This window comes from Variovorax sp. YR750, from assembly GCF_900109805.1.
Classification (GTDB): domain Bacteria; phylum Pseudomonadota; class Gammaproteobacteria; order Burkholderiales; family Burkholderiaceae_C; genus Variovorax; species Variovorax gossypii.
In genome coordinates this window covers 300,577-318,380 of sequence record NZ_FOBJ01000007.1, presented here as the reverse complement: position 1 = coordinate 318,380, position 17,804 = coordinate 300,577, and the positions used below count along the sequence as shown (strand labels likewise).

Below are 17,804 nucleotides of genomic sequence, written 5' to 3'. Positions count from 1 at the left end.
GCCAGTGACCTCGATGCCTTCGACCGAGGCAGCCTTGGTGCGCGCTGGATCACCCCGTACGGCATGCGCGTGGACGTGGCCACGCCTGTGCGTGGCGCTCGCCAGGGCAAGGCGAGCCTGGTCCATCACGCCGCCGACGGCCGCAGCCATGCCTACCCGCTGCTGGAGGTGGGCCAGACCTGGTTCGACCGCATCGAGGAAGTCAGCCTCTCGCGCCTGAGCGAGAGCCTGCTGGTGCTGGACTTCGGCAAGCCGCTGCCTGCGGGCGAGCAAAGCGAGTGGCGCGAGATCTACGAGTACGTCGACAGCAAGCAGCCTCACTTCCGGCTCGTGACGCAGCAGGCGAAGGACGGCATGTCCATCGGCCTGCGCTACGACCACGTCGTTGCGGCAACGGGCGAGCGCGTGCTCAGCGACATCATCAGCAAGCATGGCGAAGCCGTCATGGCGCACGTGGGCACGAAGCCCGATGCGCAGACAGGGCTCATCCAGTCGCTGTGGGAGCTCAAGGACGGCCAGGTCGTGCGCCAGTTGGCCGCCTACACGCACGACGCGCAGCGCGATCTCGTCGCCGCGCAGGACGAAGACGGCGCGAGCTGGAGCTACACCTACAGCCACCACCTCGTGACCCGCTACACCGACCGCACCGGCCGGGGCATGAACCTCGAGTACGACGGGACGGGAGCAGATGCCAAGGCCGTGCGCGAGTGGTCCGACGACGGCAGTTTCGCACTGAAGCTGGAGTGGGACAGGAACATCCGCTTGACCTACGTGACCGATGCATTGGGCGGCGAGACCTGGCACTACTACGACATCGAGGGCTACACCTACCGGATCATCCATCCCGACAAGCTGCAGGAGTGGTTCTTCCGCGATGACGCGAAGAACGTCACGCGCCACGTGCACACAGACGGCACGACAGACGACTACACCTACGATGCCGACGGCAACCTGCAGACGCACACGCGTGCGGACGGCAGCCGCGTGCACTTCGAGTACGACAGGTTGCACCGGCTCACGGGCATCCGCGACGCGGAAGGTGGCGTGTGGAAGCGCGACTACGACGCCCAAGGCCATCTCACGGAAGAGATCGATCCGCTGGGCCACAAGACCGAGTACGCCTACGACAAGGCCGGCAGGCCCGTGCGCATCACCGATGCGAAGGGGGGTGTGAAGGCGCTGGCCTACTCCGCATCGGGGCAACTGCTCAGCTACACCGACTGCTCCGCCAAGACCAGCCGCTGGGAGTACGACGACCGGGGTCGGCTGACCAAGGCCACCGATGCCGCCGGCAACGCAACCGGATACCGCTACACCGCCGGCCAGCTCGAGGAAATCGTGCAGCCCGACCAGACGATCGAGCATTTCGAGCACGACGCCGAAGGCAGGTTGCTCAAACACACCGACGCACTCGGGCGTGCCACGCGCTACAGCTACACGCGCGCCGGCCTGATCGCCGGCCGTACCGACGCCGCGGGCCGCTCGCTCAAGTACTACTGGGACCTGCTGGGCCGCCTGACCGAGCTGCACAACGAGAACGGCAGCCGCTACGACTTCCGCTACGACCCCGTGGGCCGCCTGCTGGAGGAGAACGGCTTCGATCGCAAGGCCACGCAGTACGTCCATGAAGAAACCACCGGCATCCTCGCTGAAGTGGTCGAGGCAGGCCATCGCACCGAACTCGAATTCGACCCGCTGGGCCGCTTGAGCGAACGCCGTGCCGGCGAGCAGTCCGAGCGCTTCGCCTACGACCGCAACGGCCGCCTGCTCGAAGCGACCAACAGCGACGCGCGCCTGCAGTGGTTCTACGACCCAGCCGGCAACCTGACGCGCGAACATCACCACTACGTGGAGCGCAAGCGCACTGCAGTCTGGCAGCACCGCTACGACGAACTCAACCAGCGCATTGCCACCGTGCGCCCCGACGGGCACGTCACCCAGTGGCTGACGTATGGCTCCGGCCACGTGCACGGCTTGATGGTCGATGGCCAGAACATCCTCGACTTCGAGCGAGACGACCTTCACCGCGAGATTGCGCGCGAGCAGGGCAACGGACTGAGCCAGCGACAGAAGTACGACCCGGCGGGTCGGCTGCTCGAACAGCAGATCTCGCGCACCAAGCCCGGCGTGATCGAATCGATCGCCGGCATCCGGCGCAGCTACAGCTACGACAAGGCGGGTCAACTGGTGGGCATCGGCGACAGTCGGCGCGGCAACCTGAGCTACCGGTATGACCCGGTGGGCCGTCTGCTCGAAGCCAACAGCCGCTTGGGGCGCGAGACCTTCGCATTCGACCCCGCAGGCAACATCGTCGACCCTCCGGCGACCAACGACGCACTCAGGCACCCGGCCAGCAAGTTGCTGGACAACCTGTTGAAGAACTACGCCGGCACCAGCTACCGCTACGACGAGCGCGGCAACATGACGGAACGGATGCGCAACGGCTGGCGCACCGTCTTTGCATGGGACAGCTTCAACCGCATGACGGCAGCGACCGACCAGAGCGGCATCACCACCACCTTCAGCTACGACGCACTGGGGCGCCGACTGTCGAAGAGCTCGGGCGAGACGACGACGCTCTTCGGCTGGGACGGCGACGTGCTCGCGTTCGAGAGCACGCAGAGCCGGTCAGCGATCGAAGAAGGAGGCGAGCACGGCTGGAGCGTGCACTACATCCACGAGGCGAACTCGTTCGTGCCGCTGGTGCAGGTGCGTCGTGCGAGCGCGATGGCGCTGAGCGAGACGACGGATGCGAAGGCGTTGATGGAGGCCAACGGAGGCGTCTACGACATCGAGCAGGATCCGCTGTGGAATGGCGAGCAGAGGCATGTGCCTCGAGCGTTCGACAGGAAGGAGATGGCGTTCTACCAGTGCGATCACCTGGGTACGCCGCAGGAGCTGACGGACCACGGAGGCAGTGTGGCCTGGTCGGCGCAGTACAAGGCGTGGGGAGAGGCGCGGGAGGCGATCAGCGAGGCGGGGAGAAGGGCGGGGTTCAGGAATCCGATCCGGTTTCAGGGGCAGTACTGGGATGAGGAAACCGGGCTGCACTACAACCGGTATCGGTATTACGAGCCACGCCTAGGCCGGTTTCTTTCTCGAGATCCGATGGGCTTGCTGGGAGGAACCAACACTCATGCATATAGCCTCAACCCGACGGAGTGGGTCGATCCTTTGGGGCTGAGCGCAAGAAAGCCCCAGTGTCCGATCAATGGCGCCGCAATCTATGCGGATAAACGCGCTCGGATCGAAGCACTCATTGCGCAGCATGACTATGCTGATGCAGGGCACATCAACTCCAACCCTCAAATCCCCGGCGGTGTATCGGGCGCAATATTGAATGAAAGAACAACTGGGCTACCGACCGGAGGGAAATGGCATACCCAAAAAGGAAGCGATATATTGGGGCGTTTAAAAAAAGAACTCAAGAGTGTGGATAATTCTTATGATATGTCGGATTGCGATAAGAAGAAATTGCACGACCTTGCCGATCCATATGTCATGCGTCTGCAAAATGCCTTGAAAACTCCTATGAAGACTCCATGAAATGAAAAGTGAATACGGTTTTTTTATCTCTACCTTGTCGATTTCAATTTCCATTGAGGAGTTAATTGTGAGGGATGAGGGCGTTGGGCCGTTTGTGTGGGTGCGACCTCAAAACATCTCAGGCATAGATGCCTCTGTGATTCTTGCTAAAAATTTGAAACTAAGACAAGAGGTGGAGCGGCGTTTTGATGATGAGGATGTATTGCCGGAGGCTTCCATCTGTAGCTATCTTGAGTCATGTGTAAGGCATAAATCAGCTCAATCGAATATTAATGTCGATGATGTCATGGATGCTTGTGTAGATATCATGGTGCGATGGGGGAGTTCACTTCCTGCACATGGTTTTTACGGCAATATTGACCTTCTTTCTTTTGAGAATGCGTCCAGGGTTTTGAAGGTTATTAAAGACGTCTACGAAAGTTTGAGTAATGAAGTTTTGCGGCAGAATATTCGTTATTTCGTGGGTGAGCACTATCAGGTAAGTGGAGTGTGGGCATTGGGTGGGAAGTCTAGATTTGCTGACGTGCTAGATACCTCGGATTTGGGATTTGTGTCGAGATTGAAATCTGATGAGGCTAATTCCAGCTTGAACTTTTCTGGTGGATGAAATTGCTAAGCACGCGCGATAACGTCGATGCCTACGACGTCGGGCAGGATCCGCTGAGGAACGACGGGCAGAGGGTGGTGCCGCGGTCATGACCGGAAGATGGCGTTCTACCAGCGATCATCTGCGCGCCGCAGTGAGGGGGCACTGCGCGGCCGGCGAAGTACTAGGCAGGGCGGAGATCTAGCAGGCGGATTCAACTGCGTGCACAGATGATGCTTCTCGTCAGTTTAGCTTTGAGGGAAAAATGATGGATTTCGCCTTGATTGAATGTTCCAGAATTGACTGGAGCAAATATGAAGAGGCCCAAGGGCGAGCCGATTCCATCCCGCTCGCCTTGGAGGCTTTGTTGAGTTCTTCAATAGAAGAGGCGGAAAAATACTATTGGGAAATTGAAAATCATGTTGTTGTTCAAGGGCGTCTCTTTAGTGCTGCTGAGCCGACGCTTCAGGTGCTTATTGCCTCGCTTTTGAATGCTCGCCCTAAGCATGTCAAAATTGACACGCTTGAGCTCATATTCCAGATTGTTGCCGCGTCCAGTGCGGAGGTTTCCAACGAGGAATACAAGGAAATGCAGCGGCGAGTTCGACTTCGCGTTCTCGAAGGGTTATGGATTTTCTATCGGGAGTTGAATGGAGAGCATGCCGAAGCTGCGTGCGAAGTGTTGGATCTGATTGACCCGTCGCGTTTGAAATTTTTTCTTGACGCGGGCAAATGATTTACGTTTATTCTTGTTAAATATAGAAGTTGTTCTTGATGGGTGAAATAAAGGAAGTCTGGGTTTTTAACGGGCCAAAAGCGAGATTTCCTTCGGCCATTTTTACAGCCAAGGCGGACGCGCTGGATTGGATAAAAAATTACAGATTGACCGGCACTTTGACCAAGTACCCTGTGGGTGTTTCGGTCTATGAGTGGTCGATTGAAAGCGGGAATTTCAAAGTGAAGTCGGAAAGAGATTTGACGCCGGACTTCATCGGGAATTTTTCGAGTGCAGCGCAAGAGCACATGCATTTTGAGAACGGGGCCACAGCAAGCGCGGCAACATGATCAAGCGCGGGCGGTCGACGAACCGTCCTTCGCATCGGGCGACCTCCGCATGACCGGGGTGATCGACCAATGGGACATCACCCGTTGCCTTCAACTACGACGCGCCGGCTTCCGGCTGTACAACGCTCACGGGGCAGCCTCGAAACTGTTTGACTGAAGGTCTCCATGAGGCCCTTTCGTCTTCTCGCTGATGCAAGCGCCTCGGTAGCCCCTTCTTCATCTTCGGGTTTTCGATAACTAAATCACCTTGATTTAGTCCCTCGGCTGCTCGATAGTCCCCTTGCGCCCGGATGCCCGCTTTCCACCACGCGATCCGGATCCAAAACCGCAGGCGCAAACCGCCCGCCCAAGGAGACAACCCATGCACACCAGCCCTCGCTCCGTCCTCGCCCTGGCAGCACTGTCGCTCGCCGCACTCACCGCTTCGTCCTCCGCCTTCGCCGCCGACCAGCCCGTCATCGGCCTCGTCACCAAGACCGAAACCAACCCCTTCTTCGTCAAGATGAAGGAAGGCGCGCAGGAAGAAGCCAAGAAGCAGGGCGCGAAGCTGCTTTCCGGCGCGGGCAAGGCCGACGGCGACAACGCGGGCCAGATCACGGCGATGGAAAACATGATCGCGGCCGGTGCCAAGACCATCCTCATCACGCCGAGCGACGCCAAGGCCATCGTTCCCGCGATCAAGAAGGCGCGCGACAAGGGCGTGATGGTGATTGCGCTCGACAGCCCGGCCGATCCGCCGGACGCGACCGATGCGCTCTTCGCCACCAACAACTACACGGCCGGCGTGCTGATCGGCGAGTACGCCAAGGCCGCGATGGCGGGCAAGCCGGCGAAGATCGTCGCGCTCGACCTGCTGCCGGGGCACCCGGTGGGCGCGCAGCGCCACAACGGCTTCATGAAGGGCTTCGGGCTGCCGGCCAACGACGCGAAGTCGAACGAGCTGTCGAAGGCGCCCGAGATCGTCTGCATGGCCGACAGCTTCGGCGACCAGGCCAAGGCGCAGACGGTGATGGAAAACTGCCTGCAGAAGGCACCCGACGTGAACCTGGTCTACACCATCAACGAGCCCGCCGCGGCCGGTGCGTACAACGCGCTGAAGCGCGCCGGCAAGGAGAAGGGCGTGATGATCGTCTCGGTCGACGGCGGCTGCCAGGGCATCAAGGACACGGCCGCCGGCATCATCGCCGCGACCTCGCAGCAGTACCCGCTGAAGATGGCCGCAATGGGCGTGGCCGCGGGCGTCGAGTTCGCGAAGACGGGCAAGAAGGCCTCGGGCTATGTCGACACCGGCGTGACGCTGATCGCCGGCAAGAGCGTGGCCGGCGTCGACAGCAAGGACACGAAGACCGGCACCGAGCTTTGCTGGGGCAAGAAGTAATCAACTGACAGCCCTCCGGGGAGGAGTATCTCGATGGCGAAATCCGCGACGCACCACATTCCGTGGGGCGCCCTGGGGCCGTGGCTGGCCCTGCTCGGCGCATGCATCTTCTTTGCGACCCAGTCCGACCGCTTTCTCACGGGCGGAAACCTGTCGCTGATCCTGCAGCAGGTGATGGTGGTCGGCGTGATCGCCATCGGCCAGACGCTGGTGATCCTCACGGCGGGCATCGACCTGTCGTGCGGCATGGTGATGGCGCTGGGCGGCATCATCATGAGCAAGTTCGCCACCGAGCTCGGCCTGCCGGCGCCGGTGGCCATCCTCTGCGGCATCGGCGTGACGACGCTGTTCGGCCTGCTCAACGGCCTGCTGGTCACCCGCATCAAGCTGCCGCCCTTCATCGTGACGCTGGGCACGCTGAACATCGCCTTCGCGATCACGCAGCTGTACTCGTCGTCGCAGACCATCACCGACCTGCCCGGCGGCCTCACGGGCCTGGGCGCCACCTTCGCCATCGGCGGCGCCGAGGTGGCCTGGGGTTCGGTGCTGATGGTGGCGCTCTACTTTCTCGCGTGGTTCGTGCTGCGCGAGACGGCGGCGGGGCGGCACGTCTACGCCGTGGGCAACAACGCCGAGGCCACGCGGCTGGTCGGCATCCCGACCCAGCGCGTGCTGCTGGGCGTGTACGTGATGGCGGGCGTGCTCTATGGCATTGCCTCGCTGCTGTCGGTGGCGCGCACCGGCGTGGGCGACCCGAACGCTGGCCAGACCGAGAACCTCGACGCCATCACGGCCGTGGTGCTCGGCGGCACCAGCCTCTTCGGCGGGCGCGGCATCGTGCTGGGTTCGCTGATCGGCGTGCTGATCGTGGGCGTGTTCCGCAACGGTCTTACGCTGATGGGCGTGTCGTCGATCTACCAGGTGCTGGTGACGGGCGTGCTCGTGATCCTGGCCGTCACGGCCGACCAACTCTCGCGCCGGGGAGCCCGCTGATGACCTCCGCTGCAAACCCCCGCAAGATCGTCATGCAGGCCAAGGGCCTGGTGAAGCGCTACGGCCAGGTCACCGCGCTCGCCGGCGTCGACTTCGAACTGCGCGAAGGAGAAATCCTCGCGGTGATCGGCGACAACGGTGCGGGCAAGTCATCGCTCATCAAGGCGCTGTCGGGCGCGATCGTGCCCGACGAAGGGCAGATCCTGCTCGACGGCGAGCCGGTGCATTTCCGCAATCCGCTGGAGGCGCGCCGCGCCGGCATCGAGACGGTCTATCAAGACCTGGCCGTGGCGCCCGCCATGACCATCTACGAGAACCTGTTCCTCGGCCGCGAGCTGCGCCGCCCCGGCTTCATGGGCAACGTGCTGCGCATGCTCGACAAGAAGAAGATGCTGCAGGAAAGCACGGCCCGCATGGCCGACCTGAAGGTCGGCATCCAGTCGATGACGCAGGCGGTCGAAACGCTTTCCGGCGGCCAGCGCCAATGCGTGGCCGTGGCGCGCAGCGCGGCCTTCGCGCGGCACGTGGTCATCATGGACGAGCCCACCGCCGCGCTCGGCGTGAAGGAGGGCAACATGGTGCTGGAGCTGATCCGCCGCGTGCGCGATCGCGGCTTGCCCGTGGTGCTCATCAGCCACAACATGCCGCACGTGTTCGAGGTGGCCGACCGCATCCACGTGGCGCGCCTCGGCCGGCGAGCGGCCGTGCTCGACCCGAAGAAGATCAGCATGAGCGACACGGTCGCAGTGATGACTGGCGCGATGCCTGCCGACCAACTGCCTGCGGAGGCGCATGCCTGATGCGCACGCACCCGCTGCGCGCACGCCCGACCTGCTGCGGCCCCGCGGCTCCAACCAGGTCGGCATGCGCCAGTTCAACGAACGCACGGTGCTGCAGGCACTGCGCGTTCACGGCAGCCTGCCCAAGGCCGAGCTGGCCCGGCTGACCGGGCTGAGCGCGCAGACCATCGGGCTCATCACCGCGCGGCTGGAGGAGGACGGGCTCATCGTCAAGCAGAGCCGCGTGCGCGGCCGCATCGGCCAACCTTCGGTGCCGCTGGCGCTGAACCCCGACGGCGCCTTCGCCATCGGCATCAAGGTGGGGCGGCGCGGCGCCGAGTGGCTGCTGATCGATTTCACCGCGCAGGTGCGCGAGCGCCACGCCATCGGCTACGACTTTCCCGACGCGGAAGAGCTGCTGCCCGCCATCGCGCAGCACATTCATCGCCTGCGCGACGGGCTGGGGCCGCTGGCCTCGCGCAACGTGGGCGTGGGGCTGGCCGCGCCGTTCCTGCTCGGCGGCTGGCACCGCACGCTGGGGCTGTCGAAGGCGCAGTCCGACCTGTGGAACCAGATGGACCTGGCTGCCGAGGTGCGGGCGCGCACCGACGTGCCGGTGAGCTTCGCGCGCGACACCGTGGCCGCCTGCGTCGCCGAGCTGGTCGGCGGGCGGGGGCACGACCTCAAGAGCTTCCTGTACATCTTCGTCGACACCTTCGTGGGCGGCGGGCTGGTCATCAACTCGCATCTGCACACCGGCGCGCATGGCAACGCGGGTGCGCTGGCGTCGTTGCCGATGCAGCCGCCGGGCAGCCGCGGCGCGCTACCGCCCCAGCTGGTTGCGCAGGCGTCGCTGTGGGAGTTGGAGCAGCGCCTGAGCGGCGAAGGCCTCGACCCGATGGCCGCCTACGACGACCGCGCGCTGCAGCCGCCTTTTGCGGGCGCCACGCTGGCCTGGCTGGCGAGCGCATCGCAGGCGCTGGCGCATGCCATCGTCTGCGGTACCGCCATGCTCGACCTGTCCGACGTGGTGGTCGACGGCTCCATGTCGCGCCCGCTGCTGCAGGCGCTGCTCGACCAGACCCGCGACGCGCTCGACCACTGCAACTGGGAAGGCCTGTGGCAGCCGCAGCTGCACGGCGGCAAGGCCGGCGCACAGGCCTGTGCGCTGGGCGGCGCGATGCTGCCGCTGCACGCCAACTTCGCGCCGGACCACGACGTGTTCCTGAAGGCTGCCTAGCCTGCCTGGCCGGTCTTCCGCGATCGCGCGAGGCTCAGCGCCTCGGCGATCAGCGGCTTCACCGTCTCGAAGGTCTTCGCGCTCGGGTTGATCACGCTGACCCAGTACATCTTCCCGTACACCGGATGCGGCATCAGCGTGTCGAGCGCGCTGTGGTCGACGGCAGTCGGCTCCTCGCCGAACAGTGCCCGAAAGCGCTCCTTGCCCATGCCGACGTTCAGCCGGAACACGCCAGCGCGGTCCAGCTTCGAGGCGTTGTCGAACTCGTTGTCCTTCGTCACGATGGTGGCGAAAGGGAACTTGTCGTCCCCGTCGTGGAAGAAGAAGGTGTTGTCGTCGGCGATCTGGAAATGGCCGCCGGCCAGCATGTCGATGATGTGTTGGGTGATGGCGTCTTCGGTCATGAACGCGATCTTGCCTGCATTCCTCAGGAGGGCCAGCGCCGCAGGCCCAGTTCGTCCGCCAGCCGGCGGTAGGACTTGATCTGTGCCTGTACGTAGTCGTCGAGCGCGGCGCCTGTGAGCGCGAAAGGGTAGAGGCCGTGCTGCTCGCGCAGCGCGGCGTAGCCGGGTGCCGCGCTCGCCTCGCGGAAGGCCCTGGCCCACGCCTGCGCGGCGGCGTCGGGCACGTCCGCGCTCAGGTACAGGCCCCGCACGGTCGGCCACACGAGGTCCACGCCTTGCTCGCGCGCGGTCGGCACGCCGGTGAGCGCGCCGCCCAGGCGGTTTTCCGACAGCACCGCGAGCAGCCGCACGGCGGCGCCGCCCGCAATGGCCTGCATCGCCTCCGCCGCGTCGCCGGGGAATGCATCGACGTGCCTGCCCTGCAGGGCGCTCAGGGCGTCCCCGCCGCCTTCGAAGGACACGAAACGCATCGCCTTGTGGTCGCGACCCGCGGCGCGCACCAGCAGCGCGGCCTTCACCCAGTCCTGGCTGCCGACCGTGCCGCCCGCTCCGAAGGCGATGCGCGACGGGTCCTGCCGCAGCGCGGCGACGAGGTCCTGCAGGCGCTTGAAGGGCGAGTCGCGGTGCACGGCGATCACGCCGTAGTCGGTTCCCAGCGTGGCGATCCAGCGCACGGCCGAGGGCGAATGCGGACCGAAGCGGCCCTGTGCCAGGTTGAGCAGCGAGCCGCTCGAGAACGCCACCAGCGTGCCCGGCCCGCCGAGCTTGCCGGTGGCGATGCGGTCGAAGGCCACGGCGCCGATGCCGCCCGGCAGGTAGCGTTGGGCAAGCGGCGGACGGGCGGGCCGCACGGCCTGCAGCGCGTCGCGCGCGAGCGCACAGGTCAGCGCGAAACCGCCGCCGGCCTTGGCGGGGATCACGCAGTCGGCGGGCTCCTCGGAAGGATCGCCCGCAGCCAGCGCGCGCATGCCGAGCGACGGCGCAAGCAGCGCGCACAGCACACGCAGTGCATGGCGTCGATTGGAGGAGTGAGGCATGGCGGCGGACTTGTCAGGTGGCAGCCGGGGCGGGAGTACGTGGCCACCAGATGATCGCATGCAGCCCCGGCCCGGCTTCGCGCGCCTCGAGCCGCAACTCGCCCTGGTGCCGCTGCGCGATGGAGCGCGCAATGGCCAGCCCGAGCCCGAAGCCGCCCTTGCCCGCGCGTGCGCCGCGACGGAAGCGCTGGCCCAGCGCGGCGCGCTCCTCTTCGCCGATGCCGGGTCCGCTGTCTTCCACATTCAGGCTCCAGCCCGCTGCGTCGCCCGCGGCAAACAGCGTGATGGTGCCTTCGGCCGGCGTGTAGGTGATCGCGTTGGTCACCAGGTTGCCCAGTGCCTCGCGCATCAGCCCGCGATCGGCCACTGCTGGAAATTCGGGGGAGGGCGAATGGATGCCCAGATCAATGCGTTTTGCGCGCGCCAGCGGCAGCAGGTCGACGGCCACTTCGCGCAGCAGCGCCGCCAGATCGAACTCGGCGGGCTCCACCGACACCGTGTCGCTGCGGCCCAGCGCCAGCAGCTGCTGCGCGCTGCGCGTGGCGCGGCCGATCTCGGTGCCGAGCGCGTCGAGTGCCACGCGCACCTGCGCCGGGTCTTCCTCGCGCCGCGCGTAGTCGGCCTGCATCTGCAGCGTGGTCAGGTGGGTGCGCAGTTGGTGCGAAGCGTCGTCGAGAAACTGGCGCTGCTGGGCCACCAGATCCTGCGTGCGCGACATCTGCTGGTTGACGGCCGCCACCAGCGGGCGCACCTCGGCGGGGAGGTCGGTCTCCGCGATGCGCGTGAGGTCGTCGCTCGTGCGCGCGCTCACCTCGCGCGCCAGCCGCGAGAGCGGACGCAGCGCCGCCGCGAGCGCAATCGCGGTGCCGCACAGCAGCATCGCCAGCACCAGCCCGTCGCGCAGCGCCGCGCTGCGCACGAAGCGCGCGCTGAACTCCTGCCTGGAGCGTGTGCTTTCGCCGACCTGGATCAGCACGCTGCGCCCGGTGCTGCCGGCGGGCGCGCGGTCGAGGTCGCGACGGTAGGCCGCGAGGCGCACCGCCTCGCCGAAGTAAGTGGCGTCGTAGAAGGCCGGCACGCCCATCTTCAACTCGGCTGGCGGGGTGGGCAGGTCGGCGCTGCCGAGCTCGACCAGCCCGTCGGACGTGGAGACACGGAAGAACACTTGGCCGCTCGCCGTCAGCTCGAAGAACTCGAACATCGTGTACGGCAGCTCGACCGAGAGGCCGCCAGAGGCGGTCGAGATGTTGGCGTCGATGGACTTCAGCGCGCCCAGCAGCGAGCGGTCGTAGGCCGCATTGGCCGCGGCCAGCGCGTCGTGCCGCGTCATCCACAGTTCGATGCAGGTCACGACCAGCAGGGCGGGGAAGAGCAGCAGCGCCAGCCGTTGCCACAGGCTCGCGCGCCGCAGGCGGTGCGCCACGTCGGCCACCACGCTCATTCAGTCTGCTTCCAGCACATAGCCCAGCCCGCGCAGCGTGACGATGCGTACGCCGCTGCCATCCAGCCGCTTGCGCAGCCGGTAGACGAAGACCTCCACCGCCTCGGGGTGCACTTCCTCGTCGTCGGAGAACACCCGGTCGAGGATCTGCTGCTTCGACAGCGGCTCTCCGCTGCGCTGCACCAGCACGCGCAGCACGGCCAGCTCGCGCGGCGAGAGCGCCAGCGCCTCGCCGTTGAGCGTGAAATGCCTGCGCGCGCCGTCGTACACCAGCGGGCCGCAGGCCTGGCGCGGATGCTCCACGCCACGCGCGCGCCGCACCAGCGCATGCAGCCGCGCCTCGAGTTCGGCCAGCGCGAAGGGCTTGGCGAGGAAGTCGTCGGCGCCCGCATTGAGCGAGGCCACGCGCTCGTTGAGCGAGTCGCGCGCCGTGAGGATCAGCGCCGGCAGCCGCTGGTCGCGTTCGCGCAGCCGCTGCAGCACCGTATGACCGTCGAGCCCGGGCAGGCCCAGGTCGAGCACCAGCGCGTCATGGTCGCGCTGCTGCAGCGCCCGGTCGGCCAGGCGGCCGTCGTCCACCCATTCGACCTGGATGCCCGCGTGCTCCAGCGCCTTGCACAGCCAGGTGCCCAGGGTGTGTTCGTCTTCGGCAAGAAGGATGCGCATCAGTCGATCCTAGTGGCCCTGGGTCTTTTTTGCGAAACACCGCGGAACCGGCTTTGCCGGGCCGCAGGTGTTGCCCCCTGCAAGGGGGTTGGCGTAGCGACACGAAGTGCGCGAAGCCTGGGGGTTTGCCAATTAGTCGGGCTTGATGTTTGCCCTTGCGATGACCTTCTGCCAGCGGGTTTGCTCGGACGCGATGAATTGCGCGAACTGCTCCGGCGTGCCGCCGATGGCCTCGGCAGCGTCGTTGGTCAGCCGCTGCATCGAGTCGGGCGACTTCACCGCCTTCATCGTCTCGGCCGAGAGCTTGGCGAGCTGCTGCGGCGTGATGCTGGCCGGGGCGAGCATGCCGTACCACTGCGTCATCTCGAAGCCCGGGAAGCCCTGCTCGGCCACGGTCGGCACGTCGGGCAGCTGCGGCAGGCGCTTGGCCGAGCCGGTCGCGATGCAGCGCACCTTGCCCGCCTTGATGAACTGGAGGACCGCCGCCGCCCCGATAGCCGAGGCGTCGAGCCGGCCCGAGAGCAGGTCGGTCACCATCGGGCCGGTGCCGCGGTACGGCACGTGCAGCATGAACACGTCGGCCGTCATCTTCAGGTACTCGAAGGCCAGGTGGCCCGCGCTGCCGTTGCCCGCCGAGCCGTAGCTGAGCTTGCCAGGCTTCGACTTGGCGTAGGCGATGAACTCCTTGAGGTTCTTTGCCGGCACGTCGGGGTGCACCACGTACAGGCTGGGCACCTTGGCCAGCAGGCTCACGGGCTTGAAGTCCTTGTTCGCGTCGTAGGGCAGCTTGGCGAAGATGTACGGGTTGACGGCCAGCGTGCCGATGTGGCCCAGGATGATCGTGTGCTGATCGGTGGCACGCGCCACCTCGCCCATCGCGATGTTGCCGGCCGCGCCCGGCTTGTTGTCGACGAACACGCTCTGGCCCAGGGTGCGCGAGAGCTCGGCGGCGGTCGAGCGCGCGACGATCTCCGAGCTGCCGCCGGGCGCGAAGGGCACGACGAAGCGGATCGACTTGTTCGGCCAGGTGTCCTGCGCGGAGGCCATTGAGGGCAGCAGGCCGCCGAGAGCCAGGGCGCCGCCAGCTTGCAGGAGGCCGCGGCGGTTCAGGCGGGCGTCGTCGGGGGAAAAGAGGTCGGACATGGATTGTCTCCAGCGCTTTTTGGATTGAAAGCGCGCATCCTGCCCGGCGGATGCTGTCGGAATCCTGTCAGTTGCCGTTCGTCCAGTAATCCCGGCCGAATTCGCGCGCGAGCCGGGCGATCAGGGTTTCCACGCGCGCCAGCACGCTCTCGACCTGGGCGCGCACCGGCTCGTAGGCGAAGCACAGGTTGTGGAAGGTCTCGCCTTCGTCGGGGTCGTCGTCGCGCAGGTACAGGGTGCCGTCGTGCAGTCGCAGGTCGAGGAACCAGCCCTGCTCGTAGTCGGAGAAGACCTCGCCGGGCGTGCCCGCGGTGAGCGACTCGATGAAGGCCCGGCCCTCGCTGAAGCGGTCGTGCCACGGAAAGCTCAGCAGGAAGCGGCCGGGCGCATGGACTACCGGCCTGTTCCAGAAGTGAGGGCCCCTGGCCGGGTCCTTTCCATGGCGCGTGGCCTTGGCCAGCACGTCGCGGTAGTGGCTGCAGAGTTCGTCCTCGTGGCCGATGCAGTCGGCCGACAGCACGAAGCCCTGCGCCGCGCCCGGGATGGCCGGCTGGTACAGCGGCTCGCGCAGCCTCTCCCATTGCCCCGCTGTGATGTTCGAGGACGGGCCGTAATAGAACGAGGGCTCGATGATGAATGCGATGTCGATGCGCACGTCCTCCACGGGTTTCGACTGCGCGGCCCAGTCGGGCAGCGCGGTCTGGCTCGATGGCCCGGGCGTGTCGGCGGTCACGGCGACTCTCAGATCAGGTTGCGCATCGCCTGCGCCGTCTCCCGCAGCACCGGCAGCACCCGCGCCACCGCGTCTTCCGAACTCTCGTGCCCCATCGGCATCGTGATGTTCAGCGCGCCCACCAGCGTGCCGTGCCGATCGCGCAGCGGCACCGCGATGCCGCGCGAGTTCAGGTCGAGCTGCTGTTCCGACAGTGCCCAGCCCTGCGCCCGGATGCGCGCGAGCTCGAGCTTCATGCGCTCCATGCTCGCGATGGTGTGCGATGTGAACACGGTGAGCTGCTTCGTCGTCAGCCATCCGTCCAGCTCGGCATCGCTGCGCAGGGCCAGCATCAGCATGCCCGAGGCGGTGACCTGCGCCGGCACGCGTGCGCCGAGCACGTAGCCGGTGCTCATGCTGCGGTTGGGGCCGTTGCGTGCGATGTAGACGACCTCGTCGCCGTCCATCACGCTGAGGTACGCGATCTCGTTGGTGCCGGCCGCCACCCGCTGCAGGAAGGGCTGCACCACGCGCGGCAGGCGCGCCGATTCCAGGTACGACTGGCCCAGTCGCAGCACGCGCGGCGTGAGCCAGAACAGCTTGCCGTCGCTGGCCACGTAGCCCATGTGCTGCAGGGTCAGCAGGTAGCGCCGCGCGGCGGTGCGGGTCATGTTCGTGCGCTGGCCGGCCTGGCTGGCGGTGAGGCGCGGGTTGGCGTCGTCGAAGGCTTCGATGATGCTCACGCCGCGCTCGAGGCCGGCGATCCAGTCGCGCTTGTCCAGGCCGGGAGGCGGCGCCGGGTCGTCCTTGCTGTCCTTGCTCATGGGCGGAAGTGTGCCTTCGCGGAAAGGGGCCGGGTTTGCATTCGGTGCAGGTGAAAACCCTCGAATTGATCGATCAATGCATTTTAAAGATCGATGATCGCACGATTTGATGCCCCAAAGGCTGCAGGGATTGGCCGAAGAGACTATAAAGCTCGCCATCCGGCCTCGAAAAGAGCGATTGACGAACGGAAGCATGCACATGAGCCATTCCATCAGCGGCAGCACCCAGGCTTACCTGATCCCCGGCGACCCGGTTCGCAACGTGCGGCTCCCGCGCATGTTCAACGCGGCCTTCGAGCGCTTCGGCATCGACGCGGTGCTGCTGCCCATGCAGGTGCCGGTGCGCGACTTCGCGGTGTTCTTCAAGTCGGCATTTCTCGCGCGCAACGTGCGCGGCATGGTGATCGCGCCGCCGCACAAGCCGCTGGTGGTCGACCTGCTCGAAGGATGCGGCCTCTTCGGCCGCGTGGCGGGTTCGGTCAACGTGGTGCGACGCACCGAAGGCGACCAGCTCGAGGGCGACCTCTTCGACGGCGAGGGCCTGATCGGCGCGCTCGACCACTACAACATTCCCTTCCGCGGCAAGCGCGTGCTGATCCTCGGCGCGGGCGTGAGCGCCGCAGCCATCGGCGTCGCCCTGGCCGAGGGCGGCACGGTGAACGGCGCGGCGCACATCGCCATGTACGACAAGGCCGCCGGCAAGGCGGCGGGCGTGGCCGCCAAGCTCGACGCCTTCTTCGACGCGAACGTGGTCGTGGCCGACAGCAATGCACCCGAGGGCTACGACCTCGTCGTCAACGCCACCCAGCTGGGGCTGAGCGACGACGACGCGCTGCCCGTCGACGTGGCGCGCATGGACGGCCACGCGGCGCTCTTCGACATCCTGCTGCGCAACCAGCCGACGCCGCTGGTGCGCGCGGCCCGTGCGCGCGGGCTCAATGCGCAGGCTGGCTTCGAGATGCTCATCCAGCAGATGCCGCACTACTTCCGCTATTTCGGCCACATGGACGCGGCGGAGGCGATGCAGGCCGACGCCGGCTTCCTGCGCGAAATCATCTATCCGCCGGCGATGCACGCCGAGATCGCGCAACCCCTGCGCTATCACTCACCAAGCGTGGCCTGAGCCACGCTTCAACCCCGAAACGACCCACATGATTTCCGGCAAGTCCACGCTCATCGCCCACATCGGCTACCCCACGGAGACCTTCAAGGCTCCGATGATCTACAACCCCTGGTTCGACAAGCAGGGCATCGACGCCGTCGTGGTGCCCATGGGCGTGAAACCCGAGGACTACGCGGCGTCGCTGCCGCAGATCTTCAAGTTCAGCAACATCCGCGGCGCGCTCGTGACGATGCCGCACAAGGTGACGACGATGTCGCTGGTCGACGAGGTGACGCCCACCGCGCGCGTGGCCGGCGCCTGCAACGCAGTCCTCAAGCGCCCCGACGGCACGCTGCTGGGCGACCAGTTCGACGGCGCCGGCTTCGTGCGCGGCGTGGAGCGCAAGGGGCGGCTCTTCAAGGGCACGCGCGTGCTGGTGTCGGGCACGGGCGGCGTGGGCTCGGCCATCGCCGCGTCGATCGCCGCTGCCGGCGCCGCGGAGCTGATGCTGTTCGACATGAGCGAGGCCTCGGCCGGCGCGCTGGCTGCGCGGCTGCGCGAGCACTATCCGCAGATGAAGGTGGCCACGGGCTCGAAGGACCCGGCCGGCTACGACGTGGTCGTCAACGCCACGCCGCTGGGCATGAAGGAGGGCGATCCGCTGCCCTTCGACGTGGACCGCATCGACCCGTCCACCTTCGTCGGCGAGGTCGTGATGAAGACCGAGTACACGCCGCTGCTGCAGGCCGCCAAGGCCAAGGGCTGCCAGGTGCAGGTGGGCACCGACATGCTGTTCGAGATGATTCCGGCATACCTGGAGTTCTTCGGCTTCGGCACCGCCTCGCCCGAAGAGCTGCGCGCCGTGGCGCAGCTGAAATACTGAAGAAA

17 protein-coding genes are annotated in these 17,804 nt (G+C 66.0%); 10 read left to right on the top strand and 7 right to left on the bottom strand.

All coding sequences use genetic code 11. From position 1 onward, the window contains the following. Positions 1 to 63 precede the first annotated feature (63 nt). From BMY35_RS16965 to BMY35_RS16935, 8 genes are all read left to right on the top strand, one after another. Complete coding sequence (locus BMY35_RS16965) at positions 64 to 3,546, top strand: RHS repeat-associated core domain-containing protein (protein WP_256228658.1); 3,483 nt, start codon at positions 64 to 66, stop codon at positions 3,544 to 3,546. Between the two features lies 1 nt (position 3,547). Next, positions 3,548 to 4,153, top strand: coding sequence for a hypothetical protein (locus tag BMY35_RS37725; RefSeq protein ID WP_143080696.1), 606 nt, complete (start codon positions 3,548 to 3,550; stop codon positions 4,151 to 4,153). Between the two features lie 244 nt (positions 4,154 to 4,397). Further along, positions 4,398 to 4,868 (top strand): hypothetical protein, encoded by a 471-nt coding sequence (locus BMY35_RS16960; RefSeq protein ID WP_093201240.1) that lies wholly within the window; start codon positions 4,398 to 4,400, stop codon positions 4,866 to 4,868. A gap of 38 nt (positions 4,869 to 4,906) precedes the next feature. Continuing rightward, the gene (locus BMY35_RS16955) at positions 4,907 to 5,197 is read left to right on the top strand and encodes a DUF7710 domain-containing protein (RefSeq protein WP_093201238.1); all 291 of its coding nucleotides are present in this window, start codon (positions 4,907 to 4,909) and stop codon (positions 5,195 to 5,197) included. Between the two features lie 361 nt (positions 5,198 to 5,558). Continuing rightward, positions 5,559 to 6,575 carry a sugar ABC transporter substrate-binding protein gene (locus tag BMY35_RS16950; protein WP_093201235.1) on the top strand — a complete coding sequence of 339 codons (1,017 nt, stop codon included), beginning with the start codon at positions 5,559 to 5,561 and terminating at the stop codon, positions 6,573 to 6,575. Positions 6,576 to 6,608: 33 nt separating this feature from the next. Further along, entirely contained in the window at positions 6,609 to 7,568 is a 960-nt protein-coding gene (locus BMY35_RS16945; RefSeq protein ID WP_093201233.1) for an ABC transporter permease, read from the top strand. Then, positions 7,568 to 8,368: an ATP-binding cassette domain-containing protein gene (locus tag BMY35_RS16940; protein ID WP_093201230.1), complete on the top strand. Its 801-nt coding sequence runs from the start codon at positions 7,568 to 7,570 to the stop codon at positions 8,366 to 8,368. Before BMY35_RS16945 ends, BMY35_RS16940 begins: the two co-directional genes overlap by 1 nt. Continuing rightward, positions 8,361 to 9,587: an ROK family transcriptional regulator gene (locus BMY35_RS16935; protein ID WP_093201228.1), complete on the top strand. Its 1,227-nt coding sequence runs from the start codon at positions 8,361 to 8,363 to the stop codon at positions 9,585 to 9,587. Before BMY35_RS16940 ends, BMY35_RS16935 begins: the two co-directional genes overlap by 8 nt. On the opposite strand, the gene BMY35_RS16930 is transcribed toward BMY35_RS16935, so the two are convergent. From BMY35_RS16930 to BMY35_RS16900, 7 genes are all read right to left on the bottom strand, one after another. Next, on the bottom strand, positions 9,584 to 9,991 hold the full coding sequence (locus tag BMY35_RS16930) for a DUF6194 family protein (protein WP_093201225.1): 408 nt from the start codon (positions 9,989 to 9,991) through the stop codon (positions 9,584 to 9,586). The genes BMY35_RS16935 and BMY35_RS16930 overlap by 4 nt on opposite strands. A 23-nt stretch (positions 9,992 to 10,014) precedes the next feature. Next, complete coding sequence (locus BMY35_RS16925; protein WP_093201222.1) at positions 10,015 to 11,028, bottom strand: Bug family tripartite tricarboxylate transporter substrate binding protein; 1,014 nt, start codon at positions 11,026 to 11,028, stop codon at positions 10,015 to 10,017. A gap of 13 nt (positions 11,029 to 11,041) precedes the next feature. Continuing rightward, positions 11,042 to 12,469, bottom strand: coding sequence for a sensor histidine kinase (locus BMY35_RS16920; protein WP_093201220.1), 1,428 nt, complete (start codon positions 12,467 to 12,469; stop codon positions 11,042 to 11,044). Then, positions 12,470 to 13,135, bottom strand: coding sequence for a response regulator (locus BMY35_RS16915; protein ID WP_093201217.1), 666 nt, complete (start codon positions 13,133 to 13,135; stop codon positions 12,470 to 12,472). It lies immediately after the preceding gene. Positions 13,136 to 13,267: 132 nt separating this feature from the next. Further along, the gene (locus BMY35_RS16910) at positions 13,268 to 14,278 is read right to left on the bottom strand and encodes a Bug family tripartite tricarboxylate transporter substrate binding protein (protein ID WP_093201215.1); all 1,011 of its coding nucleotides are present in this window, start codon (positions 14,276 to 14,278) and stop codon (positions 13,268 to 13,270) included. A 67-nt stretch (positions 14,279 to 14,345) separates the two neighbouring features. Next, positions 14,346 to 15,011: a hypothetical protein gene (locus tag BMY35_RS16905; protein WP_093201212.1), complete on the bottom strand. Its 666-nt coding sequence runs from the start codon at positions 15,009 to 15,011 to the stop codon at positions 14,346 to 14,348. Positions 15,012 to 15,019: 8 nt separating this feature from the next. Next, positions 15,020 to 15,814, bottom strand: a complete 795-nt coding sequence (locus tag BMY35_RS16900) for an IclR family transcriptional regulator domain-containing protein (protein WP_093201210.1) — start codon at positions 15,812 to 15,814, stop codon at positions 15,020 to 15,022. A gap of 199 nt (positions 15,815 to 16,013) precedes the next feature. On the opposite strand from BMY35_RS16900, the gene BMY35_RS16895 reads away from it, so the two are divergent. Beyond that, positions 16,014 to 16,937, top strand: a complete 924-nt coding sequence (locus tag BMY35_RS16895; RefSeq protein ID WP_093201207.1) for a shikimate dehydrogenase family protein — start codon at positions 16,014 to 16,016, stop codon at positions 16,935 to 16,937. A 28-nt stretch (positions 16,938 to 16,965) separates the two neighbouring features. Continuing rightward, on the top strand, positions 16,966 to 17,799 hold the full coding sequence (locus tag BMY35_RS16890; RefSeq protein ID WP_093201205.1) for a shikimate dehydrogenase family protein: 834 nt from the start codon (positions 16,966 to 16,968) through the stop codon (positions 17,797 to 17,799). Positions 17,800 to 17,804 lie beyond the last annotated feature (5 nt).